At 58.1% G+C, this 25,480-nt stretch carries 18 protein-coding genes and 1 riboswitch; of the genes, 8 read left to right on the top strand and 10 right to left on the bottom strand.

The genetic code is table 11. From position 1 onward, the window contains the following. Nucleotides 1-153: 153 nt before the first annotated feature. Nucleotides 154-408 (bottom strand): hypothetical protein, encoded by a 255-nt coding sequence (locus PREDE_RS04000; protein WP_015298319.1) that lies wholly within the window; start codon nt 406-408, stop codon nt 154-156. A gap of 515 nt (nt 409-923) precedes the next feature. Between PREDE_RS04000 and PREDE_RS03995 the strand changes: the two genes are divergently transcribed. Together PREDE_RS03995 and PREDE_RS03990 are read left to right on the top strand one after the other, a co-directional pair. Continuing rightward, entirely contained in the window at nt 924-2,081 is a 1,158-nt protein-coding gene (locus PREDE_RS03995; protein ID WP_005844354.1) for a hypothetical protein, read from the top strand. A gap of 85 nt (nt 2,082-2,166) precedes the next feature. Continuing rightward, a complete protein-coding gene (locus tag PREDE_RS03990) occupies nt 2,167-2,370 on the top strand; it encodes a hypothetical protein (RefSeq protein WP_015298457.1) in 204 nt (67 codons plus the stop codon). A gap of 71 nt (nt 2,371-2,441) precedes the next feature. On the opposite strand, the gene PREDE_RS03985 is transcribed toward PREDE_RS03990, so the two are convergent. The 4 genes from PREDE_RS03985 to lon are packed head-to-tail and all read right to left on the bottom strand — an operon-like array spanning nt 2,442 to nt 9,144. Further along, nucleotides 2,442-4,181 carry a DEAD/DEAH box helicase gene (locus tag PREDE_RS03985; protein ID WP_015298456.1) on the bottom strand — a complete coding sequence of 580 codons (1,740 nt, stop codon included), beginning with the start codon at nt 4,179-4,181 and terminating at the stop codon, nt 2,442-2,444. 22 nt (nt 4,182-4,203) lie between these two features. After that, a complete protein-coding gene (locus tag PREDE_RS03980) occupies nt 4,204-5,478 on the bottom strand; it encodes an LptF/LptG family permease (protein ID WP_005844348.1) in 1,275 nt (424 codons plus the stop codon). Nucleotides 5,479-5,508: 30 nt separating this feature from the next. Then, the gene (tgt, locus tag PREDE_RS03975; RefSeq protein ID WP_005844346.1) at nt 5,509-6,636 is read right to left on the bottom strand and encodes a tRNA guanosine(34) transglycosylase Tgt; all 1,128 of its coding nucleotides are present in this window, start codon (nt 6,634-6,636) and stop codon (nt 5,509-5,511) included. Between the two features lie 3 nt (nt 6,637-6,639). After that, a complete protein-coding gene (lon, locus tag PREDE_RS03970) occupies nt 6,640-9,144 on the bottom strand; it encodes an endopeptidase La (RefSeq protein WP_005844344.1) in 2,505 nt (834 codons plus the stop codon). A 220-nt stretch (nt 9,145-9,364) separates the two neighbouring features. Here lon and PREDE_RS03965 point away from each other — a divergent pair, with 220 nt between their 5' ends. After that, nucleotides 9,365-10,063 carry a tRNA1(Val) (adenine(37)-N6)-methyltransferase gene (locus tag PREDE_RS03965; RefSeq protein ID WP_235777472.1) on the top strand — a complete coding sequence of 233 codons (699 nt, stop codon included), beginning with the start codon at nt 9,365-9,367 and terminating at the stop codon, nt 10,061-10,063. Between the two features lie 17 nt (nt 10,064-10,080). Here the strand turns inward: PREDE_RS03965 and PREDE_RS03960 are convergent, their stop codons facing one another. Further along, complete coding sequence (locus PREDE_RS03960; RefSeq protein WP_015298454.1) at nt 10,081-11,124, bottom strand: diacylglycerol/lipid kinase family protein; 1,044 nt, start codon at nt 11,122-11,124, stop codon at nt 10,081-10,083. 177 nt (nt 11,125-11,301) lie between these two features. On the opposite strand from PREDE_RS03960, the gene spt reads away from it, so the two are divergent. After that, nucleotides 11,302-12,489 (top strand): serine palmitoyltransferase, encoded by a 1,188-nt coding sequence (spt, locus tag PREDE_RS03955; RefSeq protein WP_005844337.1) that lies wholly within the window; start codon nt 11,302-11,304, stop codon nt 12,487-12,489. Between the two features lie 412 nt (nt 12,490-12,901). Here the strand turns inward: spt and PREDE_RS03950 are convergent, their stop codons facing one another. Further along, nucleotides 12,902-14,239 carry an NADP-specific glutamate dehydrogenase gene (locus tag PREDE_RS03950; protein ID WP_005844335.1) on the bottom strand — a complete coding sequence of 446 codons (1,338 nt, stop codon included), beginning with the start codon at nt 14,237-14,239 and terminating at the stop codon, nt 12,902-12,904. Nucleotides 14,240-14,662: 423 nt separating this feature from the next. Between PREDE_RS03950 and PREDE_RS03945 the strand changes: the two genes are divergently transcribed. Then, entirely contained in the window at nt 14,663-17,107 is a 2,445-nt protein-coding gene (locus PREDE_RS03945; protein WP_005844330.1) for a DUF4982 domain-containing protein, read from the top strand. 39 nt (nt 17,108-17,146) lie between these two features. On the opposite strand, the gene PREDE_RS03940 is transcribed toward PREDE_RS03945, so the two are convergent. From PREDE_RS03940 to PREDE_RS03930, 3 genes are all read right to left on the bottom strand, one after another. Beyond that, complete coding sequence (locus tag PREDE_RS03940; RefSeq protein WP_005844328.1) at nt 17,147-17,959, bottom strand: SDR family oxidoreductase; 813 nt, start codon at nt 17,957-17,959, stop codon at nt 17,147-17,149. A 93-nt stretch (nt 17,960-18,052) separates the two neighbouring features. Then, nucleotides 18,053-19,291 (bottom strand): mannonate dehydratase, encoded by a 1,239-nt coding sequence (uxuA, locus tag PREDE_RS03935; RefSeq protein ID WP_005844326.1) that lies wholly within the window; start codon nt 19,289-19,291, stop codon nt 18,053-18,055. A gap of 80 nt (nt 19,292-19,371) precedes the next feature. Beyond that, entirely contained in the window at nt 19,372-20,568 is a 1,197-nt protein-coding gene (locus PREDE_RS03930; RefSeq protein ID WP_015298453.1) for an alkaline phosphatase family protein, read from the bottom strand. A gap of 216 nt (nt 20,569-20,784) precedes the next feature. Between PREDE_RS03930 and PREDE_RS03925 the strand changes: the two genes are divergently transcribed. The 3 genes from PREDE_RS03925 to PREDE_RS03915 all read left to right on the top strand — a co-directional run bounded on the left by PREDE_RS03925 (nt 20,785) and on the right by PREDE_RS03915 (nt 25,475). Next, on the top strand, nt 20,785-22,119 hold the full coding sequence (locus PREDE_RS03925) for an NAD(P)-dependent oxidoreductase (RefSeq protein WP_005844322.1): 1,335 nt from the start codon (nt 20,785-20,787) through the stop codon (nt 22,117-22,119). Nucleotides 22,120-22,150: 31 nt separating this feature from the next. Beyond that, nucleotides 22,151-22,334, top strand: a riboswitch (cobalamin riboswitch). 18 nt (nt 22,335-22,352) lie between these two features. Then, on the top strand, nt 22,353-24,347 hold the full coding sequence (locus tag PREDE_RS03920; protein ID WP_005844320.1) for a TonB-dependent receptor: 1,995 nt from the start codon (nt 22,353-22,355) through the stop codon (nt 24,345-24,347). A 30-nt stretch (nt 24,348-24,377) separates the two neighbouring features. Next, nucleotides 24,378-25,475 carry an NHL repeat-containing protein gene (locus PREDE_RS03915; protein WP_005844318.1) on the top strand — a complete coding sequence of 366 codons (1,098 nt, stop codon included), beginning with the start codon at nt 24,378-24,380 and terminating at the stop codon, nt 25,473-25,475. The last annotated feature ends 5 nt before the right edge of the window (nt 25,476-25,480 follow it).

Genomic DNA, 25,480 nt, shown 5'->3' with positions numbered 1-25,480 from the left:
TGTTTTCTTAATGGTCTGCTTGTCTTAAGAGTGGCTCCGTTCCTGCTTCTCCTTTCCTCCGCGTCTCTGCGTGGGAGCTACACGAGTATGGCTCACGCAGAGGCGCAGAGGAAAGGAGGGATCGCGACAGCACCTTTTACTCTTTTACTTTTATCACTCTTCCCACGCGTCCCAGACGGTGGACTTTTTGGCTCCGGAGATTTCCGTGTCGTCGTCATCCTCCACTGGGCCCTCGATGCTGACGCTGCCTTTGTTGCCTACGGGGCCTCCACCACCAGGCTGAACTGCCGGACTGCCGGCAAGGATGGTGTTTTCGTTCTCCACGGCGACGACCTCGCAGTTGGGGCAGACATAGGGTTGCCTGTGCTTGTCTTGCTCTTTTTTTGTTTTCATGTTTATACGCTTCATTTTAGTTTGGATTTAACTTGCTTTTTGAGTGCTTAAAAGCTGCTTATTTCCCTTTTCGTCCGGCTGCGAAAAGGGCACGAAAAGTGGAGCAAAGGAAACTCCGGGGAGTCCTTTGCCTATTGGGGTTGCGCGTGGTTCGCCTCGCGCGCGTACGCGTAAGTGTTTTAGAGAGAGGTTACGCCAGTGGCTTGAGAGAGAGAGAGAGAGAGAGAGAGAGAGAGAGTAGCAAATTATTTGGAACTACCAAACAATTCGACGAAAAATTTGCAGGAAAAGTTGTCTTTCCCTGCCGCTCTCCGCGCTCGCTCGTGTATGGATGTTGTGGGTACATATATTTAAAATGCGCTGCAAAGTTAACGAATGTTTGCGAAACGGGCAAGAGAATGTGAGAATAATCAAGCGAAATTCTGGCTTTCTTTCGTAACTTTGCAGAAAATATAGCCGGTGAGTATAGAGTGAACTTGCTCATGGCTGCCGAATACAGCGATATTTTGACTGGAAAAGACAAGTGAATAATGACCAAATTGCATATCTTCAACCCTGAACACGACATGGCTCTTGCGGCCAACCTGGCGCATTTCACGCCTCCGCATGCCGGCCGGCAGCTGCGTCATGACCTGGGATTTCTGCCCGCGCTGTGGGCCGAACCGGGCGATATGGTGCTGGTGGACGACGTTGGGGCAGCCGCCGAGAGCTTCCGCCATCTGGGGTTGCCGCTACGGCCTATGTTTGTTGACCGGGCCACACTGACACGGCTCATGCGTGCCGTGAAAGGCGAGGGTATTGAGATTCGTCCTTGGGGATGGGACGTGGCGGTGCGGCAGCTGCTGTGCGAGTGCGGCGTTTCGACTTCGTGGCTGTCCACACCGGCCGCATTGGAGCAAATCAGGCAGATGAGCCATCGCGGCTGGGCGGCCGTTCATCTGTTGCCCAGGCTTGTCGAACTGCCAGGCACGGTGGGCGAAGCGTGGACGCTGCACGGGGTCGACGAGATGCGGAAAGTTGCCCGCACGGGTTGCGGCCTCGTGCTCAAGTCGCCATGGAGCAGCAGCGGGCGGGGCGTGAGATATGTGTCCGAGAGCTTGGTGGAGGAAGTTCATGGGTCTGCACTTCCTGCTTCCTTGGCCAACTGGTTTGCCCATGTGCTGGAGCGGCAGGGCTGCCTGATGGCCGAGCCTTATTATAATAAGGTGGTGGATTTCGGCATGGAGTTCGTGAGCGACGGGCTTGGCGGGGTGGACTACAGCGGTCTGTCGCTCTTCCATACGGTGAATGGAGCCTATGTGGGCAATGTGGTCGATACCGAGGAGCGCAAGGAGGAGCAGTTGGTGCGGTATGTCAGCGTGCAGCTGATTCGGCAGCTGCGGAAACGCATTGCCGAGGTGCTGGGCGAGGCGTTCGGCGGATGCTATCAGGGCCGGTTCGGAGTGGACATGATGGTGGTGCGGCAGGGGCGCAGGTTCTTGGTGCATCCCTGCGTGGAGCTCAACCTGCGCATGACGATGGGGCATGCCGCATTGGCCTTGGCGGACGACGGCCTATCACCCCGTCGCATCATGCGTATCAGCTGTACCGACAAATATCGGCTCCGCATCGAAAACTGCCGTGAGACAGACGAAGCCGTAGTACAGACAGACCGTGCAAAGGCGGAGGAAAACCGAAAAAAAGGGTGAAGACGGCGCGATTCTGCAAAATATTTAGTAGCTTTGCACCACGAAAAGTTATCCATCAAGCATTCATTAAAACGATTCTCAACTTATGACAGAGAATATAGAACGGGCGGCGCACCATCATCATCGCCGCCACCGCCACCATCACAAGGATGAGGCCGACCTCTTTAAGGAGTATCAGCTCAAGGTTGTGCAGCGGCGTAAGCAGTTTGTCAAGATGCTCTACATCTTGGCGTGCGTGCTGGCCGCGCTGGTGAGTCTGGGGGTGTTGTGGGTCTATACCCAGGAATAGAACTGCTAACGAAAAAGGCATCGGCCGTCTACAGACGGCCGATGCCTTTTGTATTTTCTTGTTTTCCGAGCTTATTTCTTGCCTAATGACCTGAGCCATTTCAAGGGCTTTTTGATTAACGACTTGATGCCGCCGTCGTTCTTTTCCGTGCGCGCTGATGCAGCTGCAGCCTTGTCGTTGCGGCGACTGCCGTTCTCGGCGTTGGGCCGACGGTTTTTCGGCTTGCGGCTGTTGTTGCGACGCCTCTGCCGGTTCTCGTCGACAGCCGGTCTTTCGGCGTTGGGATTGCGGTCGGCATGCTGGCCGTTGTCGGCGTTGCGGTTGCTGCCACGCTGCCCGTTGCGCCTCCGGTTGCCTCGCTGGTTGGCGCCTTGCTCCTTGTTGGGTGCAGCGTCCTGTCCCTGACGCTGGTCGTTGGTCAGGTCTTGACCGGCTTTGTTGGCCCTGTCTCCGCTTTTGGGAGAGGCGTTGTCTTGTTTTTGCTGCGTGCCGCCCTGCTTCTGTGCATCGTCGTTCGGTTTCTGACGGTCATTGTTTTGTTTCTGTCGGTCACCGCGGCGGGGCGCACGGTCATGCTGCTTGGCATCGCGGTGTGCGGTGTTGTCGCGGTCCTTGCGGCGGCGGCTCTTGGCCGAGGTCTTGCCCGGACGGCGCGAGGTGGTGTATTCCGGCCCTTCGCCACAACCCTCGGGAAGCGGATTCTTCAGAATGTCTTTCTCCAGGAACTTCTCTATCTGGCGGAAAGCGAACATGTCGTCTTCGTTTACCATGGTGATAGCCACGCCGTCGCGCTCGGCACGGGCCGTGCGGCCGATGCGGTGCACGTAGTCTTCTGCATCGTGGGGCACGTCGTAGTTGATGACCATGGCAATGTCGTCGATGTCGATGCCACGGGCTACGATGTCGGTGGCTACGAGCACATCGATCTGTCCGCTCTTGAATTTGAACATGATGTCGTCGCGTTCGGCCTGCTCCAGATCGGAGTGCATCTCACCGCAGTTGATGTGCAGCCGCTGCATGGCCTGGTTGATGTGCTTCACCTTTTGCTTGCTGCCCGAGAAGACAATGACGCGTTTCAGGTCGCCGGCCTTGAAGATGTCTTTGATGATTTCCAGCTTCTGCGTTTCGTAACAGATGTATGCGCTCTGCTTGATTTTCTCGGCGGGCTTGCTCACGGCCAGCTTCACCACGGCGGGATTCTTGAGCAGCGACTGGGCCAGCTTCTCAATATCCTTGGGCATTGTGGCCGAGAACATGATGGTTTGGCAGGTTTTGGGGAGCTTGGATGCAATCTTCATGATGTCTTCAGAGAAGCCCATGTCGAGCATGCGGTCGGCCTCGTCGAGCACAAAGAAGCTCACGCGGCTCAGGTCGATGTTGCCCATGCTGATGTGCGAGATGAGGCGGCCCGGGGTGGCAATAATCACGTCGGCCCCCAGTCGCATGCTCTTTTGTTCCTGGTCGTAACGGTTGCCGTCGTTGCCGCCATATACGGCAACGCTCGACACGCCCGGCACATAATAGGAGAATCCCTGCATGGCCTGGTCTATCTGCTGGGCCAGCTCGCGTGTGGGCGACATGATGACGCAGTTCACGGCATCCTTGGGGTAGCCGCCATCGTCGAGTTTCGACAGGATGGGCAGCAGGTAGGCGGCCGTCTTGCCGGTACCGGTCTGGGCCACGCCCAGCAGGTCGTTGCCTTTCAAAATCTCAGGAATACAATTCTCCTGAACGGGTGTACAGTCCTCGAACTGCATGTCATAGAGTGAGTCGAGAACGTTATCGTTCAAATCTAATTCTTCAAATTTCATGTTCTTTAAATTCTTCTTGTTGTTAATTGGGTGCATGCCGGTAGCAGATGAAAGCGATGATGGCAAACACCATGTTGGGTACCCACGCCGCCAGCATGGGCGGGAACCCGACGTTGATGGCAAACGTGGCCGACACCGTCTGCATCATAATGTAGGCAAAACTCAGGGCGAGGCCAATGCCCAGGTACATGCCCATGCCGCCCTTGCGCTTGCGCGACGACAGCGAAGCCCCGATGATGGTCAGGATGAATGCGGCAAACGAGGAGGCGATGCGCTTGTGATACTCCACCTGATACTGCACCACATTGCTCGAGCCACGGTCTATCTGCTTCGAGATATAGTCCTTGAGCTCGGGCGAAGTAAAGGTTTCCTGCTGTCCTTTGGAGTAGACCAGGTCGGTGGGCTCCATCTGGATGAGCGAGTCTTTCTCCATGCCGCTGGTGATGTGCTCGCGCAGCCCCTGCAGCCGGCGCACTTTCCAGTTGCGCAGTTTCCAGTGATACTTCGAGTCGGACACCGTGTCGTACTGCACCTCCATGGCCGTGAGGTGCGACACCAGCTTCTTGTTCTCAAAGCGGTCCAGACAGAATCCGTAGCCCTTCTTGGTGGTGTTGTCGTAGTGCTGGATGTAGGCAATCACGCCACGCCCCACCTGCAACTGCACGTTCTCGGCCGAAGTGTTCTTCTTCTTGTTCTTGTACATCGACTCAAAGTTCTGCCGGATGACCGTCCCGTGGGGGATGACATAGGCCAAAAGATAGTACGACATACCTGCGATGAGCACGCACGAAATCATATAGGGGCGCAGCAATCTCCTGAACGAGATGCCTGTAGCCAGCATGGCTATGATTTCGGAGTTGCCCGCCAACTTCGAGGTGAAGTAAATCACAGCAATGAAAACGAAGAGCGCACTGAAGAGATTGGCGAAGTAGGGCACGAAGTTCGCATAATAGTCGAACACGATGGCCCGTAGCGGCGCATGGTACTCTGAGAACTTGGCCAGGTTCTCGTTCACGTCGAAGACGATGGAGATGGAGATAATCAGGAGGATGGAGAAGAAGTAGGTGCCGATGAACTTCCTGATGATATACCTGTCTATGCGCTTGATATACCGCAGCGGGTTCAGCCGCCGCAGGAAGTTCAGCTTGCGTCCCATCCACTTGCAGACCCTCTGCAGCCCCCGGGTGTGCCGGTCTGTCCATGCAAACAGCCGATGAAACCAGGCCGGATGCCGGCTCAGCCAGCGTCTTGCCTTGTAGCGCTTGATGTGTCTGCGTAGTTTGCTGTAACTTTTCATGGCTGATGTCTAAAGCGTCGTGAACCTCCGTTAGATTCTCTGTCCCAACCGGTCGACGACCGAAGCCTTCCACTGCACGAAGTCGCCTTGCTCGATGTGCTGGCGTGCATCGCCGACGAGCCGCAGGTAGAAAGCCAGGTTGTGGATGCTGGCAATCTGCATGGCCAGCAGTTCCTGGGCCTTGAACAGGTGGTGCAGGTAGGCCTTGGTATAGATGCGGTCGGTGTCGCAACCGTCCGAATCGATGGGCGAGAAGTCCATTTCCCACTTCTTGTTGCGCATGTTCATCGTGCCCTCATAGGTGAAGAGCATGGCGTTGCGGCCGTTGCGGGTGGGCATCACGCAGTCGAACATGTCGACGCCACGCTCGATGGCCTCGAGAATGTTCTGGGGCGTGCCCACGCCCATGAGGTAGCGCGGCTTGTCCTTGGGCAGGATTTCGTTCACCACCTCAATCATCTCGTACATCACTTCCGTGGGCTCTCCCACGGCCAATCCTCCGATGGCGTTGCCCTCGGCCCCCTTGTCGGCCACGAATTTGGCGGCTTCGCGTCGCAGGTCCTTGAACGTGCAGCCTTGCACGATGGGGAAGAGATTCTGCTGATAGCCGTAGAGAGGCTCCGTCTCGTCAAAGCGGCGGATGCAGCGGTCGAGCCAGCGTTGGGTCATGGCCAGCGAGCGTTTGGCATACGCGTAGTCGCTCTGGCCCGGCGGGCATTCGTCGAGGGCCATCATGATGTCGGCGCCAATCACGCGCTCGGTGTCCATCACGTTCTCGGGAGTGAAGATGTGTTTCGAGCCGTCGATGTGCGAACGAAACTCGCAACCCTCCTCGCGCAGCTTGCGAATACCGGTCAGCGAGAACACCTGGAAGCCGCCACTGTCGGTCAGAATGGGGCGTTCCCAGCCGTTGAACCCGTGCAAACCGCCCGCAGCTCGCAGCACTTCGAGCCCCGGCCGCAGGTACAGATGATAGGTGTTACCCAGAATAATCTGTGCCTTGACCTGCTCGCGCAGCTCGCTGAAGTGCACTCCCTTGACACTGCCGCAGGTGCCCACGGGCATGAAAATCGGAGTCTTGATTTGTCCGTGGGCGGTGGTGATGAGGCCCGTGCGGGCGTCGCTGCCCTTGTCGGTGTGTTGCAACTCAAATGTCATGGCCTATTTCTTTTTCAGCTCAACCACCTCCGTAGCCTGGCTGTCGCGCCGGGACTCCTGCCCCTCGCGCACGGTCAGGTCCACAGGATTGCTCACCACCTCGTCGGTCAGGGCGAAATCCCACACATCCTGCACGTTCTCCACGTAGTGGAATTCCACGCCCTTGCGGTACTTCTCGGGTATTTCCTCGATGTCCTTGCGGTTGTCACGGCACATCAGAATGTCGGTGATGCCGGCACGTTTGGCGGCCAGAATCTTCTCCTTGATGCCGCCCACGGGCAGCACTTTGCCGCGCAGCGTAATCTCACCTGTCATGGCAACGTTCTTGCGCACCTTGCGCTGGGTGATGGCCGAGGCGATGGAAGTGGCGATGGTGATGCCGGCCGAGGGGCCGTCCTTGGGCGTCGCACCCTCGGGTACATGGATATGGATGTTCCAGTTGTCGAAGATGCGGTAGTCCACTTTCAGGCTGTCGCAGTGGGCCTTGACGTATTGCAGGGCGATGACAGCGCTCTCTTTCATCACGTCGCCCAGATTGCCGGTGAGCGTCAGCTTGCCTGCCTTGCCCTTGGACAGCGAGGTCTCGATGAAGAGTATCTCGCCGCCCACGCTGGTCCAGGCCAGTCCTGTCACCACACCGGCATAGGCGTTGCCCTGATAGATGTCGCGATAGAAAGGCGGTTTGCCCAGCAGGTCTTCTATCTCGGTGGGCGTCACGTTGGTGGTTTCCAGCGTGCCGTCCATGGCCTTACGGAATGCCATCTTGCGCATGGCCTTGTTCAGCTGCTTCTCCAGCTGGCGCACGCCGCTCTCACGGGTGTACTGTTCAATGACCTTTTCCAAGGCCTGCTTCGTGAATTTAATCTTCGGCTCGTTGGTGTCGAGGCCTGTATTCTTCAGTTCGCGGGGCAGCAGGTGGCGCTTGGCAATCTCTATCTTCTCCTCGGTGATATAGCCCGACACCTCGATGATTTCCATGCGGTCGAGCAACGGCCGGGGAATGGTGTTCAGATCGTTGGCCGTGGCGATGAAGAGCACTTTCGAGAGGTCGTAGTCCACGTCGAGGAAGTTGTCGTGGAAAGCCGCGTTCTGTTCCGGGTCGAGCACTTCGAGTAGGGCCGAAGACGGGTCGCCGTTGATGGTGTTCTGCGTCACCTTGTCTATCTCGTCGAGGATGAACACGGGGTTGGAGGCCCCGGCTTTCTGGATGCTCTTGATGATGCGGCCCGGCATGGCCCCCACATAGGTGCGGCGGTGTCCGCGTATCTCGCTCTCGTCGTGGAGCCCGCCCAGCGACATGCGCACGTATTTGCGCTTCATGGCGGCGGCAATGCTCTTGCCCAGCGACGTCTTGCCCACGCCCGGGGGGCCGTAGAGGCAGATGATGGGCGACTTCAGGTCACCGCGCAACTGCAGCACAGCCAGGTATTCCAGGATGCGCTCCTTCACCTTTTCCATGCCATAGTGGTCCTGGTCAAGGGTTTTCTGCGCCCGTTTCAGGTCCAGGTTGTCCTGCGTGTAGACTCCCCAGGGCAGGGCTGTCATTTGTTGCAGATAGTTCAGCTGCACGCTGTATTCAGGGCTCTGCGGGTTGAACATGTCGAGCTTGTCGAGCTCCTTGCTGAACACCTTGCCTATCTCTTCCGGCCATTTCATGTCCTTGGCCTTTTCCAGCAGTTCCTGTTTCTCGGGCGATCCCTCGGCGCCGCCGAGTTCCTCCTTGATGTTTTTCATCTGTTGCTGCAGGAAATACTCTTTCTGCTGCTCGTCCAGATCCTCGCGTGTCTTCTGTCGAATCTGGTTCTTCAGCTGTTGCAGCTGCAACTCCCGGTACTCAATCTTCAGCAGTTCGATGACGCGTTCCTTGATGTCGTCGATGGTGAGGAGCTTGATTTTGTCTTTCACCGAGAAAGGCAGGTTGGTGCACACGAAGTTGGCAAACATCACATCGTTGCTGAGATTCTTGAGTGTCAGCAGCATGTCGTCGGGAATTTCCTCGCTGTTTTTGATGAGTTCCTCGGTGGAACCACGCAGGTCGTCGAGCACCGTGTGGAACTCCCTGTCGGCCTCGTCGGGCAGTACGTCGGGGGCGGCGTTCACCATGCCGCGATAAAAAGGCCTTGTGGCGGTAATCTTCTCCAGGCGGCACCGGCCCAGCGACTGGAAGATGGTGGTCACGTTCTCCTGGCCGGGCATCTCGATGATGCGCACCAGACGGGCATACACGCCATATCCGTACAGGTCGTTGGCCGAGGGCACGTCGATGTCAGAGTTCTTCTGACAGAAGATGGCGCAGAGGTTGTCGCTGCCGTTTTTGCTGAGCTTCTTGGCCAGATTCATGCTGGCCTTGCGGCCGATGAGGATGGGCACCAGCACGCCCGGAAAGAGCACCATGTTGCGTGTGGCAAGTATGGGCACTTCGGCGGGGGCTTCGGTGTTGAGGAGTGCGGAGATGTCGCCGTCGAAATCGGCGAACATTTGGATAGAAGTATTTTGCTTTTTACTCATTGCCGGATGCTGTGGGGCTGCGTCCGCCCCGAATTAAACTCGCTTGAGTTGATACTCTTCATGATTAGTGTGCAAAGGTACGAATATTCCCGCACATTCTCGTGGCTTCGCGAAATAAAAATGAAGCTGCGGCGGCGCATGGGAGAAAGAAAGGCCGGAAAAGTGCCTTTTAGGCCTGTTCGGCATGAAACAAAACGGCGTTTTCGGCGTTAAGGGACAGATGACAGACGGTTTTCAATTCAAGCAGTTCACGATTTTTCATGACCGCTGCGCCATGAAGGTGGGCACCGACGGCGTGTTGCTGGGGGCGTGGGCCCATGGTGGGAGGCGCGTGCTCGACGTCGGGGCGGGTACGGGACTCATTTCACTCATGATGGCCCAACGCTTCCCCGAGGCCCGCATAGAGGGCGTGGAGATTGATGCCGCGGCTGCGCGCCAGGCCGCCGAGAACTTTTCGGCCTCGTCTTTTGCGGGCAGGGTAGGGGTGTGGCCCGTTGCCTTGCAGGATTTCGAGCCCTCGGGCCCCTATGAGGCCATCGTGAGCAACCCGCCATTTTTCTTGAACGGCGAGAAGAATCCGGATGCCGGCCGCCGCATGGCCCGTCATGCCGAGAACCTGCCTTTCGCCGTGCTGTTCCGCTTTGCCGTCCGATGGCTCACGCCCGACGGCGAGCTGAGTGCCATTGTCCCTGCAGAGGTGGTGGAACAGTTTGTTGCTGATGCTTATCTTTCAGGTCTTTGTCTCTCCCGCAGGGTGGGTTTGAGAACTACGCAACGCAAGCCTGTGCGTCGCTGCCTGGTGGCTTTTCACCGGCTGCACGGAGAGACGGTGGAGCGTGCCGTGCACACGCTGCTCAACCCCGACGGGTCGCGGAGCGACTGGTATCAAGAACTGACTAAAGATTTTTACATCAGATAGTATGTCGCCGACCCATGCTAAATGCTTGGCAGCGTGCGTTCGATGCGTTTTTGGATGAGTCGTGTCAGGGCGATGCCACGGCGCGAGTGGCGCGCTATGCCGTCGCGGATGTCGTTGATTTCGTTGAACAGCTCGGCCGCGGCCGTCTGAATCATGTTGGGCCGCCGCATGTTTTTGTCGCCGTTGGGGTTCACCAGGATGCGAATGCCTTTCTCTTCGGTGTGTATGTCAATGTCTGCACCCGTCATTACGGGCTCGCCGTCGTAGTGGATCACGCCCGGCTGCGAGCGGTGAATATGCAGACGCTTGGTGCGGAAAGTCTTGATTTTGGAGCTCTTGTCCAGCGTCTTGCCAAACATGTCGATGGCAATCTGCGGTGCCTCCAGCACGTCGAATGGCTCCATGATGATGATGTCCATCAGGCCGTCGCTCATGGAAGCCTGTGGGGCTATGTAGGCATTGTTGCCGTATTGCGAGGCATTGGCACACGAAATGAGGAATGCCTTGTAGCGCATGGTGTCGTCGTCCTCGCGTATTTCGTAGGTCTCGGGCTTGTAGCGCACGCCCTCTTCCAGCACTTTCTGCACGTAGGAGATGGGGCCGCGCTTGCCGCACTCGGCAAATTTCTGGCTCACAAAGGCGTCGAAACCCATGCCGCAGGTGCAGAAGAAAGGGTAGTCGTTGATGACACCGTAGTCCAGTTCGTGTATGTCGCACGCATTGATGACGTCGATGCTCTTGCGCACGCTCATGGGGATGAGCAGGTGGCGGGCCAGCCCGTTGCCCGACCCGCAGGGAATGATACCCAGTGCCGTGCGCGTGTGCACGATGGCACGCGCCACCTCGTTTACCGTGCCGTCGCCGCCAATGGCCACTACAACATCCGTGCCCCGCCCGGCGGCCTCGCGCGCTATCTCCGTGGCGTGGCCGGCATGCTGGGTTTCTTGTATCTCGTAGTCGAACTTGTCCTTATCCAGAAAACGCTCGATGGCATCGGGTATGCGTGCTTTACTCACAGTACCGGAAATGGGATTGATGATGAACAGAATGCTCTTTTTCATGCGATAACCAATTCTTGGCACAAATATAAGGGTTTTCCGAGGATTTCTTCTTCATTGCATGCTTGTTTTTTAATATTTTGATGATTTATCCGTTTTTTGCTCCCCGTATGACTTCTTTTTCGTACCTTTGCAGCCTAATTACATCACACTGTAGAGATTCTACACCTATTTATCGAAATGGGACAGTTACAAGACAGATACAAAAACTATCGTGTGCCTCAGCAATACATGGAGGCGGACGTGTATCCTTATTTTAGAGAAATCACCAGCAAGCAGGGACCGGAGGTCACCATGGGCGGCCACGAGGTGCTCATGTTCGGTAGCAATGCCTACACGGGCCTTACGGGCGACGACCGTGTCATAGAGGCCGCCAAGCGAGCCTTGGACAAATACGGCTCGGGCTGTGCCGGAAGCCGGTTCCTCAACGGAACGCTCGACATTCACGTGCAGCTCGAAAAGGAGCTGGCCGCCTTTGAGCACAAGGACGAGGCCCTCTGTTTCTCTACGGGCTTTACCGTCAATTCGGGTGTCATCCCCACCGTGGTGGGGCGCGGCGACTATGTGATTTGCGACGACCGCGACCATGCTTCCATCGTGGATGGCCGCCGGTTGAGCTTCGCCACCCAGCTGCACTACAAGCATAACGACATGGCCGACCTGGAGCGCGTGCTCCAGAAGCTGCCGCACGAGGCCGTGAAACTCATCGTGGTGGACGGCGTGTTCTCCATGGAGGGCGACCTCTGCAAGCTGCCCGAGATAGTAGAGCTGAAACATAAGTACAATTGTTCCATCATGGTTGACGAGGCACACGGCCTCGGTGTCTTCGGCGAGCAGGGACGTGGCGTGTGCCATCACTTCGGCTTGCAGGACGAGGTGGACCTCATCATGGGCACATTCTCCAAGAGCCTGGCCTCCATCGGCGGTTTCATTGCCGGCGACTGGGACACCATCAACTACCTGCGCCACACGAGCCGAACCTATATTTTCTCGGCCAGCGACACGCCGGCCGCCACGGCTGCCGCCCTTGAGGCCCTGCACATCATCCAGAACGAGCCCGAGCGCATCCAGCATTTGTGGGACGTGACCAACTATGCGCTCAAGCGTTTCCGCGAGGAGGGCTTCGAGATTGGCGATACGGAAAGCCCCATCATCCCGCTCTACGTGCGCGACATCGACAAGACTTTCAAGGTGACCAAGCTGGCTTATGAGGACGGCGTGTTCATCAACCCGGTGATTCCGCCTGCCTGTGCCCCCGCCGACACGCTGGTGCGCTTTGCCCTGATGGCGTCGCACACGGAGGAACATGTGGAGCGCGGCGTGCAGATTCTGAAGAAAATCTTTGTAGAGCAGGGCATCATCAAGTAGGTTTGCCCTGCTTCTGCTGCCCGCCGCAGCTCATGATGCGGCTCTGCAGAAAGCCCCAATCCGACAACTGGCCGGGTTGGGGCTTTCTGCATTTGGGGCTGCGGCATGGGCGTGGAGGCCCCGTCCTTGGGGCCGAATGACGGCGGCCGCCGACCGACGGCTCCGTGTGGTCCGCACGGCAACGCTGGAACGGCCGCGCGTTCAGGCCGAAATCGCGGTTCGATTACGCCGTAGCGGCTTTGCGATTACACCGCAACGGTCTTGCGGTTACGCCGGGAACGCAGCGCGGAAACACTGCTTTCGCGCGGGTAACAACAAAAAAGCGCACCTCCATGGAGGTGCGCTTCTATGATGCTGGCCGCCCTGTCCTTGCTGGCCGGGGGCGTTGCGGAGGGTCGTTGCGGCGGTCGGGTTACACGATGCCCTGGGCCATCATGGCACGGGCCACCTTGAGGAAGCCGGCCACGTTGGCGCCTTTCACGTAGTTCACGTAGCCGTCGGGCTCAGTGCCATACTTCACACAGTTCTCGTGAATGTCGTTCATGATGTCGTGCAGCTTGGCATCCACCTCCTCGCGGCTCCATTTCAGTCGCTCCGAGTTCTGGCTCATCTCCAGGCCCGACACGGCCACGCCGCCGGCGTTGCTGGCCTTGCCCGGGCAGTAGAGTATCTTGTTGTTCTGGAAAATCTTCACGGCCTCGGGCGTAGAAGGCATGTTGGCACCTTCGGTCACGGCTATCACACCGTTGTCGACAAGGGCTTGCGCAGCCTCGCCGTTTATCTCATTCTGCGTGGCGCAGGGCGTGGCGATGTCGGCTTTCTCGAACCAAGGCTTGGCGCCGGCCACGTACTTGGCATTGGGATATTCCTCTGCATACTCCTTGATGCGGCCGCGCTCCACATTCTTCAGCTCCATGATGTAGGCCAGTTTCTTCTCGTCGATGCCGTCGGGATCGTAGATATATCCGTCCGAGTCGGAGCAGGTCATGGGCACGGCACCCAGCTGGAGCAGCTTCTCGATGGTGTACTGGGCCACGTTGCCCGCACCCGACACGAGCACTTTCTTGCCCTTGAGGTCGATGCCCTTGGTCTTGAGCATGTTCTCCAGGAAGTACACGTTGCCGTAACCGGTGGCTTCGGGACGGATGAGCGAGCCGCCGAACTCCTGCCCCTTGCCGGTGAGGATGCCCACAAACTGGTGGGTCAGGGCCTTGTACTGGCCGAACATGTAGGCCACTTCGCGTCCGCCCACGCCGATGTCGCCGGCCGGCACGTCGCAGTCGGGGCCGATGTAGTGCCACAACTCCCTCATGAAAGCCTGGCAGAAGCGCATCACCTCGGCATTCGACTTGCCGCGGGGAGAGAAGTCGGAGCCGCCCTTGGCACCGCCCATGGGCAGGGTAGTGAGCGAGTTCTTGAACGTTTGCTCGAAGGCGAGGAACTTCAAGATGCTCACATTCACGGAGGCATGGTAGCGCAGACCGCCCTTGTAGGGGCCGATAACGTTGTTGTGCTGCACGCGGTAACCCATGTTGGTCTGCACGTTGCCCTTGTCGTCCACCCAGTTTACGCGGAACTGGATGACGCGGTCGGGGATGCAGAGACGCTCAATCAGGTTGGCGCGGTCAAACTCCGGATGCTTGTTGTACTCTTCCTCGATGGTTCCGAGTACCTGGCTTACTGCCTGAATGTACTCAGGTTGATTGGGAAAACGCTGCTGCAATTTCTCTACAACTTCGGTTGCTTTCATAATGATGTGTTTATTAATTGTGTATAATCGTCATTCTTTCTGCCCTTGGAGGCAGCCTCAAAACTGGTTGCAAAGGTATAGCTTTTTGTTTGAAAAACAAGCAAAAAGAAAGTTTTTTTAATAAGAAAGTGTGAAAAAGTAAGTTTTTCTACCGTTTTGAGGCAATGTGGCGACCTTGTCGCGGGTGAGCGGCGCCCAGGTGTGGGCAAACAAAAAAGCGGCGTCCTTCACAGGCTGCCGCTTCTCTTCTTCAATAGGTATTAGCCTTTATCAAGGCAAAAAGATTGTTTTCAGGATAACGATTGCAAAGATAAGATAAAATTTTGAAACGGCAAGAAAAAGCTCTCTTTTTTTTGGAGGAGCCCTGATTTCCATTTATTTTTCACTAACTTTGTGGCATATTGCTAACGAATCAAAACCATCATGAAGAAATTTTCACTCTGGTTGGCGGCAGTTCTGGCCTTGCCGCTCACGGCCGTAGCCCAGCAGCGGCAGGTGTATGAGCTGCGCGCGTGGGACTTTTCGCGCGACAGCATCAACTGGAAGCCGGTGTCGGTGCCCCACGACTGGGCCATCGAGGGGCCCTTTGACAAGAAGTGGGACCTGCAGATTGTGGCCATCGAGCAGAATGGCGAAAAGGAAAAGACCGAGAAGTCGGGCCGTTCGGGTGCCCTGCCTTGGATAGGCCGGGGCCACTATACCACCACCATCAGTCTGCCGCAACTGGCCGGACGGCGCGCCTTGCTCGAGTTCGACGGGGCCATGGCCGAGCCCGAGGTCTATGTAAACGGCCGGCGGGCCGGCGGCTGGGCCTATGGCTACACGCCGTTCCGCCTGGATGTGACATCGCTGCTGCACGCGGGCGACAACCGCATCGACGTGCATCTGCAGAATGTAGAGGAGAGTAGCCGCTGGTATCCCGGGGCCGGACTCTACCGGCCGGTGAGGCTTACGCTGACGCCCCGGCTGGCCATCGACCCTTGGGCCACGGCCCTGCGCACTGTGGCGGCCAGCCCGCAGGAGGCCACGCTGCAGGTGGAGACGCAGATAGACGGGGCCGGCGGGCGGCAGAATCTGGCCGTGGAGGTGTCGGTGATGCACCCTGGCGGCTGGGTGGAGCGGGCCGCTCATGTGGGCGTGGACGGGCAGGGACGGGCCGCGGCCGACATTGTGCTGCCCCGTCCGCATCTGTGGTCGCCCGAGTCGCCCTATATATATAAGGTGGAGATGGCCCTGTACGAGGACGGTCGGCTGGTGGACCAGACCGTGATGAAGACGGGCGTGCGCACGGTGAGCGTGGACTCGGTGCACGGATTCAGGCTCAACGGCGTGAGCCGCAAGCTCAAGGGGGTGTGCCTGCACCACGACCTGGGGCCGCTGGGAGCCGCCGTCAACCGGGCCGCCCTGGTGCGCCAGGTGAAGCAACTCAAGGACATGGGGGCCGATGCCATACGTACTGCGCACAACATGCCCTCGCAAATGCAGATGGAAATCTACGATTCTCTGGGCATGATGGTGATGGCCGAGAGCTTCGACATGTGGCGTTATCCCAAGTGCCGGAACGGTTACGCCCGCTTCTTCGACGCGTGGAGCGACCGCGACATCGCCCAGCTGGTGCTGGCCAACCGCAACCATCCCTCGGTGGTGATGTGGTCCATCGGCAACGAGATACCCGAGCAGTGGAGCGAGGAGGGGCGCGACATTGCCCGCCGTTTGCAGGACTTGTGCCACCGGCTCGACCCTACACGCCCCGTCACCCAAGGCATGGACCGCGCCGAGGCCGCGCTGAAGTCGGGCTTTGCACAGGTGATGGACGTGCCGGGATTCAACTACCGGGTGTACAAGTATGATCGCAATCTGCGACAGTTGCCCCAGCGGTTCCTGCTCGGTTCGGAGACGGCGTCGACAGTGAGCTCGCGTGGCGTGTACAAGTTTCCCGTGGTTTTCCAGGTGGCCCGCGCCTATGCCGACGGCCAATGTTCCAGCTACGACACGGAGTGGTGCTCGTGGAGCAACCTGCCCGAGGAGGATTTCATGGCCGAAGAAGACAAGGATTACGACATCGGACAGTTCGTTTGGACGGGCTATGACTATCTGGGCGAGCCCACGCCTTACGATGAATACTGGCCCTCGCGCAGCAGTTACTTCGGCATTATGGACTTGGCGGGCCTACCCAAAGACCGCTACTGGCTCTACCGCTCGGAGTGGAACCGGCAGGATCACACGCTGCACGTGCTGCCCCACTGGACGTGGCCGGGGCGCGAGGGCAAGGTCACGCCGGTGTTTGTTTATACTGATTATCCCGAGGCTGAGCTCTTTGTCAACGGCCGTTCGCAGGGTCGCGTGCGCAAGGCTGCGGGGCTGCAGGTGGACGATCAGCAGCCGGCCACGGGCAGTGTGGCCCGTGAGCGTGCCCGCCGTTACCGGCTGATGTGGGACGAGGTGAGGTACGAGCCGGGCGAACTGCGCGTCGTGGCCTACGACGCACAGGGCAACCGGGCGGCCGAGACGAGTGTGAAGACGGCCGGGCGGGCCAGTGGCATCAAGCTGGAGACCGACCGCCGGCAGCTGCATGCCGACGGCGAAGACCTGGCCTATGTCACGGTGAGCCTGGTCGACAAGAACGGCACCGAGCTGCCTACGGCAACCGATGAAATCGAGGTGAGCGTGAGCGGGACGGGGCGGTTCCGCGGCATCTGCAATGGAGATGCCACGTCGCTGGAGTCGTTTGTGCAGCCCCGGATGAAACTTTTCAGTGGCAAGCTGGTCGTAACGGTGCAGGCCGGCACCGCGCCCGGCGTGCTGAGGCTCGCCGTGGCCGACAAGCGGGCACGGCTGGAGCGCACGATTGACATTGCGGTAGAATAGGCTTGCGGCCTGCTCCCAACGGGGAGCAGGCTGCAAACGTTACATGGCGAAGATGTTGAAACCGCCGTCTACCACGGCCACCGTGCCGGTGACAAAGGCGGAGGCATCGCTCATCAGGTAATGGATGGTGCCGCACAGCTCCTCGGGCTTGCCCATGCGTCCGAACGGCGTCTGGCGAATCACGTCCTGTCCGCGCTGGGTGTAGCTGCCGTCGGGGTTGGTGAGCAGGGCGCGGTTCTGCTCGGTGATGAAGAATCCTGGGGCTATGGCATTCACGCGGATGCCCTCGCCGAACTTTCTTGCCGTCTCGTGGGCCATGTAAGCCGTGAAGTTTGAGATGCCGGCTTTGGCGGCGGCATAGCCGCAGACACGGGTCATGGGGCGGAAAGCAGCCATCGAACTGAAGTTGATGACCGAGCCCTTGCCCTGCCTGACCATGGGTTCAAGGAACACCTGTGTGGGGATGACGGTGCCTGTGAGGTTCAGATTGAGCACGGTTTGGAACTGTGCCGGGTCGAGGTCGAAGAAGTTCTGGTCGGGTCCGATGGTGGCTCCTTTCATGTTGCCGCCGGCCGCATTGAGCAGCGTGTCCACGCGCCCGAAGTCGCGAAGGATGGCTTCACGGTTCTGTCTTACGGTGTCGAGGTCCATCACGTCGGTCTTGTAGAACTTGGCTATGCCGCTTTCACGCACGATGTCGGCCACGATTTCGTGCCCCATTTCGGCCTTGCGGCCCAGGATGGCAACCTTTGCTCCGTTGAGTGCGAGGTACTTGGCGATGCAGCGGCCCAGCACGCCGGTGCCGCCGGTAATGACTACCACGTAGTCTTGAATGTCGAATAGGTTTTTCATGTCTTGGGTATTGGTGTTTCGTAGAGTTTCTCCAGGCAGAAGCGGCCAGGGGCAAAGGCATGCCCTCCGGCCATTTGTGTGGTTGTAAAAGGGTCAGTCAAAGAAGCCCGGCTGCTTGTATGCGATGCCGAGTTCGCGGTCCACGGTGGCCAGAATGCCCTGCACCTGCCCTAAGGCGAGCATACGGCCGAGGAAGCTGTAGCCGGCGTTGTAGCCGCGGGCCTCGTCACCGAGCATGGTCATGCCATGGTCTACGCGCATGGGCAGGGCCGGATTGGTGCGCTCGAAAATGCGGGCCAGCTCGATGAGGTCGGCCCGCCCGCCCAGATGACTGGCCTCGGTAAAGTCGCCGTTGGGGAACACATGGCAGCTGCGCAGATGGACGAACCATGTGCGGGAAGCGTATTTACGGGCCAGTTCGACTACGTTGTTGTGGGCCCCGGCCGAGAGCGAACCGGCGCAAAATGTGAGTCCATTGTGCTTGTCGGGTACGGCTTGGAGGAACCAGTTGATGTCGTCGTCGCAGGTTACGATGCGTGGAAGGCCAAGGATTTGGAAGGGGGGGTCGTCGGGGTGCACGCACATGTACATGTCGCACTCCCGGCACACGGGCATGATGGCTTCGAGGAAGTACTTCATGTTCTCGTGCAACTGGTCGCGTGTGATGCCTCGATAGAGCTGGAGCAGCTCGCGGAAGAGCTCCACCGGATGCTCGTCGCCCTCCTTGAAATTGCCCGAAACGAAGCCCTGCGTCTTGATGACGATGTTCTCTATCAGCGCATGGTCTTTCTCTGGAGTCATGTTTTTGGCCAGCTCGTCCACCTCTTTCAGGATGTTTCGGCCGTTGGGCTTGCCGTCTGGGCCGAGTGTCTTGAAGTCGGCCCAGCTCTCGCGTGCCCCTGCGCGCTTGAGGATGTGGATGTCGAAATAGGCAAACTCGGGAATGCTGAAGTAGAGGTTGCTTGTGCCGTTGGGGTTCGCGTGGAGCAGGTCGGTGCGTGCCCAGTCGAGCACGGGCATGAAATTGTAGCAGATGGTGTGGATGCCCTCGGCGGCAAGATTACGCATGCTTTCTTTGTAGACCTCGATTTGCTGGTCGCGGTCGGGGCCGGCATACTTGATGGTTTCGGTTACAGGCAGCGACTCGACCACGCTCCAGCGCAGTCCGCAGCCCTCAATATAGGTCTTCAGTTCGTGTATCTTCTCGCGGGTCCACACCTCGCCCAGAGGCACATCATGCAGTGCAGTGACAATGCCTTCGACGCCGATTTGCTTCAGCATGGCAAGCGTGATCCTGTCGTTCTTGCCAAACCATCTCCATGTTCTTTCCATTTTTGACTTGTTTGATGAAGTTGGGATTTATGATTCTGGCTGCAAAGATAAGACTTTGACTGCCAAATCCTTTTGTGATGCTATTTGTTTTTATATAAAATGGTCTCAATTTCGTCTATCCGGCCGTCGTTGGGCGCGGGAATGATGCCCAGCAATCGGCAGAGCAGGGGATAGACATCCACGTTGCGGAAGTGGGGAATCTCGGTATGGCGGAAGTCGGGCCCGATGGCGCGGAACAGGGCGTGCATGTCCTGCAACGTGGGGTCGTAGCCATGGTTGCCCCCGGGCGTGATGCTGTCATCGTAGACCACGTAGCCCAAGTCGGGGCACACCACCACGTCGCCCACGCGCCGGCTTGTTCCGTAGTGCAGGTAGGAGGGGATGTTCTGCCGCCGCCACACCTTGGCGTGGTCAAGTCCTTGAAGGGCTTGGAACACGGAGTCTTGGCAGCCCGGCTGCACATAGATGTTGCAAGGAACGCTGCCGCTGGCCATCCGCACCCACTCGGGGCGGAGCCGCTGACGGATGCCGATGGTGTGGTCTCGGGCCACCCATGCCATGCCGTGGTCGGAAACGACAATGAGATTTACGTGTGAAGCATCCGGCAACAGGTGGATGCCGTCGTACAATGACTGGAGCAATGAGTCTACGATCTGTACGGCATGGCGGGTGCGTTTTCCCTGTGGACCGTAAGTGTGTCCGTGGGCATCGGGTTGCTCCATGTAGGCCATGATGAGGTCGGGACGCTGTTGGGCAGGCAGCTGCAACTGCTGAAGCACACCCTGAATGCGCTGTGAAAGTGTGAGCCTTGGCGTCTGGTCGTAAGGAAAATACTTGTCCGGGTAGCGTCCGTTCACCTTGACATCAGAGCCCGGCCAGTAGAACACGGCCACGCGTTTACCCTGTCGGTGGGCGGTGTTCCAGATGGGTTCGCCACCGTAGAAGTCGGGATTCATCTTCTGTTCAGCTGTGCCTAGCGAGAAGCTGCGGCCGTTGGCAGGGTCGAGAAACTCGTTGGCCACGATGCCGTGGTGGTCGGGATAGAGGCCGGTGGCCAGTGTGTAGTGGTTGGGAAAGGTCTTGGAGGGGAACGAAGGAATGAGTCCTGAAGCCACGCCTTGGCTGGCCATGAAGTCGATGAAGGGCGTATCGTACCATTGTGGATAGTCCCAGCGGTAACCGTCGAGCGAGATGATGACGGTGTAATTCTTGCCCAGCATGCCTGAATGGCCCAATAGCAGGGCCAGCAACAGGAAAAGGTGACGGATGGTTTTCATTGCGGTTCGTATTTGATGACAAAGGTAACAAATTAAAATAAAAAAGGTCTCGAATGAGTAAAGAATGTTCATGGGCACCCGAAAAAGTGGCAGTGAGCTTAAAATAGGTTAAGGATTGTTATTGAAATTTCCGTAAACCTCGATTAATTCTTACTTTTGCAATCTGGAGATAACAAAACAAAGCATAGCGTACAAGCATTTAAAGAGGAAATAGGTATGAGTCAACAAGAGGAGAATGATGCTTTTCAGGTGGTTCATCAAGCGTTTACCATGCGGGAAGCCGTCGAGGAAGCGAAGCGTTGTTTGAACTGTAAGGTGCCTTTATGTCGCAAGGGATGTCCCATCAACAACAACATCCCAGAATTCATCCACCAGCTTTCCAAGGGCAATATCGGCGATGCCATGTCGGTCATCAACGAGACATCCAACCTGCCGGCCATCTGCGGACGGGTGTGTCCGCACGAAAAACAGTGCCAGGGAAACTGCATCTTGAACAAGAAGGGCAAGCCCATACAGATTGGGCGGATAGAGTCTTTCATTGCCGATTTCGACACGGAGATGCGGCTTACCCGTGAGAAACTGCCGCAGAAAAGCCGTGGCAAGGTGGCCGTCATTGGGTCGGGGCCTGCTGGGCTTACCGTGGCCGGCGACCTGGCACGCCAGGGATTCTCGGTCACCATCTTCGAGGGGCAGGACGAACCCGGCGGCGTGCTCATGTTTGGTATCCCTGAATACCGGTTGCCCAAGGCCGTGGTGCGGGCCGAAATCGAAAAAATCGGCGAGCTTGGCGTGGACTTTGTCACCAAGACCATGGTGGGAGAGAACGGTGTTACCGTGGACTACTTGTTCGGTCGAGGCTTTGATGCCATCTTCATGGGCACGGGAACGGCCGTCCCGCAGGACATGAACCATGTGAAAGGAGCCCAGCTGCGCGGTGTGAGCCAGTCCACTTACCTGCTGCATCAAGTCACCGCCTACAATGAGGGAGCCATCAGCCGCGACATGGTGCCGTTGCGCGAGGGTGAGCGTGTGGGCGTGATTGGCGGTGGCAATGTGGCTATGGATGCCGCCCGTACGGCCATCCGGCTGGGAGCCGACGTCACAGTGATCTATCGTCGCACGGAAGAAGAGATGCCCGCCATCCGCAGCGAGTACGAAGAAGCCGTCAAGGAGGGAGTGAAATTCTGGTGGCAGTCGAGCGTCACGGAGTTCATGCCAGGCCATGGCCGCCGCCTGGGCAGTGTCATGGTACACACCGACGAGGGCGACCGCATCGAGCCTTTCGACCGCATTTATCTAGCCATCGGATCGCGTCCGGCCAACCGCATAGTCTCGACCACCGAGGGCATCGAGGTCGACGAGAAAGGTTATGTCAAGATTCTGGAGCGCCCTTTTGGCATGACCACGCGGCGCGGCGTGTTCGCCGGCGGTGACGTGGTGCATCGTCCACAGACCGTTGTGTTGGCCATGAAAGCCGCCAAGGAGGTGGCTCAAGGCATTGCCCAGTATGTTGATGCCGTGAAACTGATCGAGGAGATCAACAATCGGTGAGGCTTTTGTCCGTCGGTTGCTGATTTTTTGTTATCTTTGCACCGCAATTGGTTCCCCGTTTCGAGGGGATTAAAATGGGAATCGGGTGAAAGTCCCGAACAGTCCCGCTGCTGTAATCGGCATTAGTCCGGCATGCACAAGCCACTGAACATTTTTCGGGAAGGCGCATGCCGGAGGCCGTGAGTCAGAAGACCTGCCATTGCCTACGGTTCATTTCCAGTTCTCGAGGAAGAATGAGAAAGAGACATTTCGCCCTGTTGCCGCTGGCGGTGTGCCCTTGTGGGGCTGCGGCCCAGACCGACTCCATTTCGCTTGACGGCGTGGAGGTGACCGCTGTTGCCCCCGGCAACAGCGTTGCCTCGGCCGTGCCGCGTCAGCAGATGGGGCGCGAGGAGATGCTGCGGCTGGGTGTATTCGGCATCGAGGATGCCCTAAAGCATGTGGCTGGCATCGTCGTCAAAGACTATGGAGGGGCTGGCGGCATGAAGACGGTGTCGGTAAGGGGCATCGGGGCCAAGCATACCGCGGTGATTTATGACGGTATTGCCCTCACCGATTGCCAGACGGGCGAGATAGACCTGAGCCGTTATTCCTTGGCCAACATGCAGCGGCTGGATCTCATCATCGGCGACGGCGATGACATTTTTGTGCCGGCACGCAACATGGCTGCGGCTTCTACGTTGCAGATGGACACCGACTGGGGCATGCCTACAGCCGCTGCACCTACCCTGCGGGCAGGGCTCACCACAGGCTCCTGGGGCATGGTGGAGCCCTCTTTCTACTGGCGGAGACAGTTTGGCCGCCGATGGAAGCTCTGTGCTCAAGGCGATTGGCTCCATGCCAAGAACGACTATCCGTTTACGCTGACCAATGTCAACCTCGTCACCCGTGAGTGCAGACAGAACAGTAGGCTGGGCAGTGGACGGGGCGAACTGAACGTACAGTGGCTGCCCGCAGTCGGACAACAGCTCCGTGCCAAAGTCTATTACAACGACCACGCCCGCCGGTTGCCGGGCATTGTCCATCTTTATACGCAGGACAATGACGAGCGACTCAAGGAGCGCAACGCCTTTGCGCAAGTGCAATATACGGGCCGGCTGTCCGCCAGCTGGTTGCTTAAGGCCGCCGGCAAGGCCAATTGGAATGCTTCAATCTATGATGTTGGCATTGCCAGCGGCGGCATCAAGAGCGAACGCTACTGGCAGCGCGAGTACTATGCCACCACTTCTTGGCTCTACGTCCCCACACAATGGCTGTCGGCCGACTACGCCATTGACTACCAATTCAACAATCTGAACAGCACGCTTTCCACCCCCACCAGCACCGTGGGCGGGGCAGTCCGCGTGCATCCCTACCGTCACAGCATCCTGCAGTCGCTGGCCGTCAAGGTTGCCACAGGCCGTCTCACGGCCACGGGCCGGCTGCTTTGGTCCAACTATCTCAACGGGGTGGGGCAGGGCACGCCCGCTACCGATGCCCACCGATGGTCGCCCTCGCTGGCGGTGTCGTGGCAGTTGCTGCCCGCCCGGGCCCTCTATGTCCGCGCTTTCTGGAAGAGCATCTTCCGTGTGCCCACGTTCAACGAGCTTTATTATTACCATATTGGCAGTACCGATCTCAGCCCCGAGCGCACCAGCCAGTGGAATTTGGGACTGACGGGCCGCCTCTCCGTGGGGCCCGCCACGCTGCAATTCACGGCCGACGGCTACGTGGCCAGCGTCTCCGATAAGATAGTAGCCATCCCTTTCAACATGTTCGTGTGGCGCATGATGAACATGGCACGCGTGGCCATGCGCGGTCTCGACCTCACCGCCGCGGCCTCCTGGCACCCCTCGGCCCGCCACCAACTTGAACTCACGGCCAACTACAGTCTGCAGCATGTGCTGAACCACACACGTCGTGCTTCACCTTATTATAATAACCGGATAGCCTACGTGCCGCGCCAGACCTTTGCCACCACGCTGGGTTGGCAGAATCCTTGGGTCAACGTCTCGGCTACGCTGAGCGGCATGGACGGCCGCTGGGCCACCAACGAGCACGCCGACGGCACCCGCATGGCCGGCTTTGCCACGCTCGATCTCTCGGCCTACCGCGTTTTCTCCATCCGCCGGGGCAGTCTCACGCTGCGCTGTGCACTCCTGAATCTGCTCGACAAGCAATACGACATTGTAGCCCATTACCCGATGCCCGGCCGTTCATGGCGGCTGTCGGCGGGCTGGACACTATAACATCAATCATTCCATATTCAAACAACAAACATGAAGAAGTATTTATCGCTCGCCCTCTGCATGGCAGTTGGGCTGCTTGCTTTCACCTCCTGCGGTGACGATGACAACAACAAGAAAGACCAGCCCGTGCCCATGCGCACCGTTGCTGGCGTGTATGTGCTCAACGAAGGCAGCTATTTTAATAAGGTGAACGGCAGCCTTGACTACTATGCCTTTGGTGCCGACAACCAGCTCACGCCCACCCGCAACATCTTCCAGACGGTGAACGGACGCTCTCTCGGTGGCACGCCCAACAATGCCGTCATCAACCGTAAAGGCGAAATGTATATCGCGACGACCGATGAAAATCGCGTCGAAATCGTCGATGCCAAGACGATGAAGTCGGTTGCAGTGGCCAAGATTCGCCAGCCGCGCGAGCTGGCCTACGACGACAATGCCGTCTATGTTTCCTCTTATACTGGTCGCGTCTACAAGATTGACGAGAAGAGCCACGAGGTGGTCGACAGCTCCGAAGTGGTGGGCCAGCGGCTTGAGGGCATCGCCGTGGTGGGCGGAAATGTCTACGTTTGCAATGCCTACAACGCCGATTACACCTACAACAAGAACGTGGTGAAGCTCAGTGCCGGGCTTGACAAGGTGAAGGATATAGCCGTGCTCGACAACCCCACACAGCTTGTCGTGAGTGGCTCAGACCTTTTTCTGGTGAGCACCGGCAACTATAACGACGTGTCGGCCACCGTTCAGCAGATCAATACGACGACCGATGCCGTGACCACCATCGGCAACGCCACGATGATTGCCGTGGGCGGCGACCGCCTCTACATGGTGAATGCACCCTACGGCAGCACGCCCACCTATTCTTATTATGACCTCAAAGCCAAGACCGTCAGCAAGTGGATTGTCGGCAGCGAACTGTTCAACCCCTATGCCATTGCCGTTGATCCGTGGACAGAAAACGTCTACGTCAGCTCGCAGAATGAGAATCCCGACAAGCCCGGCACGCCCAGCTACACCACCGACGGCTACTTCGCCGTCTATAAAAAAGACGGTACGTTCCTGGGCAAGCATGCCTGCGGCGTGAGCCCCGGAACCATTGTCTTCTGGAGTTACGACGAGGAAATCAAGTAATCCAG

Origin of the sequence: Prevotella dentalis DSM 3688, assembly GCF_000242335.1 — a bacterium.
GTDB classification, from domain to species: domain Bacteria; phylum Bacteroidota; class Bacteroidia; order Bacteroidales; family Bacteroidaceae; genus Prevotella; species Prevotella seregens.
Note: the sequence above shows the minus strand (reverse complement) of the source record. Positions and strands in the feature narration are given on the sequence as shown.

Bases quoted from the DNA above. Each gene is read 5' to 3' on its own strand.
- PREDE_RS04000 (WP_015298319.1), bottom strand. From the start codon at position 408: ATGAAGCGTATAAACATGAAAACAAAAAAAGAGCAAGACAAGCACAGG.
- PREDE_RS03995 (WP_005844354.1), top strand. From the start codon at position 924: ATGACCAAATTGCATATCTTCAACCCTGAACACGACATGGCTCTTGCG.
- PREDE_RS03990 (WP_015298457.1), top strand. From the start codon at position 2,167: ATGACAGAGAATATAGAACGGGCGGCGCACCATCATCATCGCCGCCAC.
- PREDE_RS03985 (WP_015298456.1), bottom strand. From the start codon at position 4,181: ATGAAATTTGAAGAATTAGATTTGAACGATAACGTTCTCGACTCACTC.
- PREDE_RS03980 (WP_005844348.1), bottom strand. From the start codon at position 5,478: ATGAAAAGTTACAGCAAACTACGCAGACACATCAAGCGCTACAAGGCA.
- tgt (WP_005844346.1), bottom strand. From the start codon at position 6,636: ATGACATTTGAGTTGCAACACACCGACAAGGGCAGCGACGCCCGCACG.
- lon (WP_005844344.1), bottom strand. From the start codon at position 9,144: ATGAGTAAAAAGCAAAATACTTCTATCCAAATGTTCGCCGATTTCGAC.
- PREDE_RS03965 (WP_235777472.1), top strand. From the start codon at position 9,365: ATGACAGACGGTTTTCAATTCAAGCAGTTCACGATTTTTCATGACCGC.
- PREDE_RS03960 (WP_015298454.1), bottom strand. From the start codon at position 11,124: ATGAAAAAGAGCATTCTGTTCATCATCAATCCCATTTCCGGTACTGTG.
- spt (WP_005844337.1), top strand. From the start codon at position 11,302: ATGGGACAGTTACAAGACAGATACAAAAACTATCGTGTGCCTCAGCAA.
- PREDE_RS03950 (WP_005844335.1), bottom strand. From the start codon at position 14,239: ATGAAAGCAACCGAAGTTGTAGAGAAATTGCAGCAGCGTTTTCCCAAT.
- PREDE_RS03945 (WP_005844330.1), top strand. From the start codon at position 14,663: ATGAAGAAATTTTCACTCTGGTTGGCGGCAGTTCTGGCCTTGCCGCTC.
- PREDE_RS03940 (WP_005844328.1), bottom strand. From the start codon at position 17,959: ATGAAAAACCTATTCGACATTCAAGACTACGTGGTAGTCATTACCGGC.
- uxuA (WP_005844326.1), bottom strand. From the start codon at position 19,291: ATGGAAAGAACATGGAGATGGTTTGGCAAGAACGACAGGATCACGCTT.
- PREDE_RS03930 (WP_015298453.1), bottom strand. From the start codon at position 20,568: ATGAAAACCATCCGTCACCTTTTCCTGTTGCTGGCCCTGCTATTGGGC.
- PREDE_RS03925 (WP_005844322.1), top strand. From the start codon at position 20,785: ATGAGTCAACAAGAGGAGAATGATGCTTTTCAGGTGGTTCATCAAGCG.
- PREDE_RS03920 (WP_005844320.1), top strand. From the start codon at position 22,353: ATGAGAAAGAGACATTTCGCCCTGTTGCCGCTGGCGGTGTGCCCTTGT.
- PREDE_RS03915 (WP_005844318.1), top strand. From the start codon at position 24,378: ATGAAGAAGTATTTATCGCTCGCCCTCTGCATGGCAGTTGGGCTGCTT.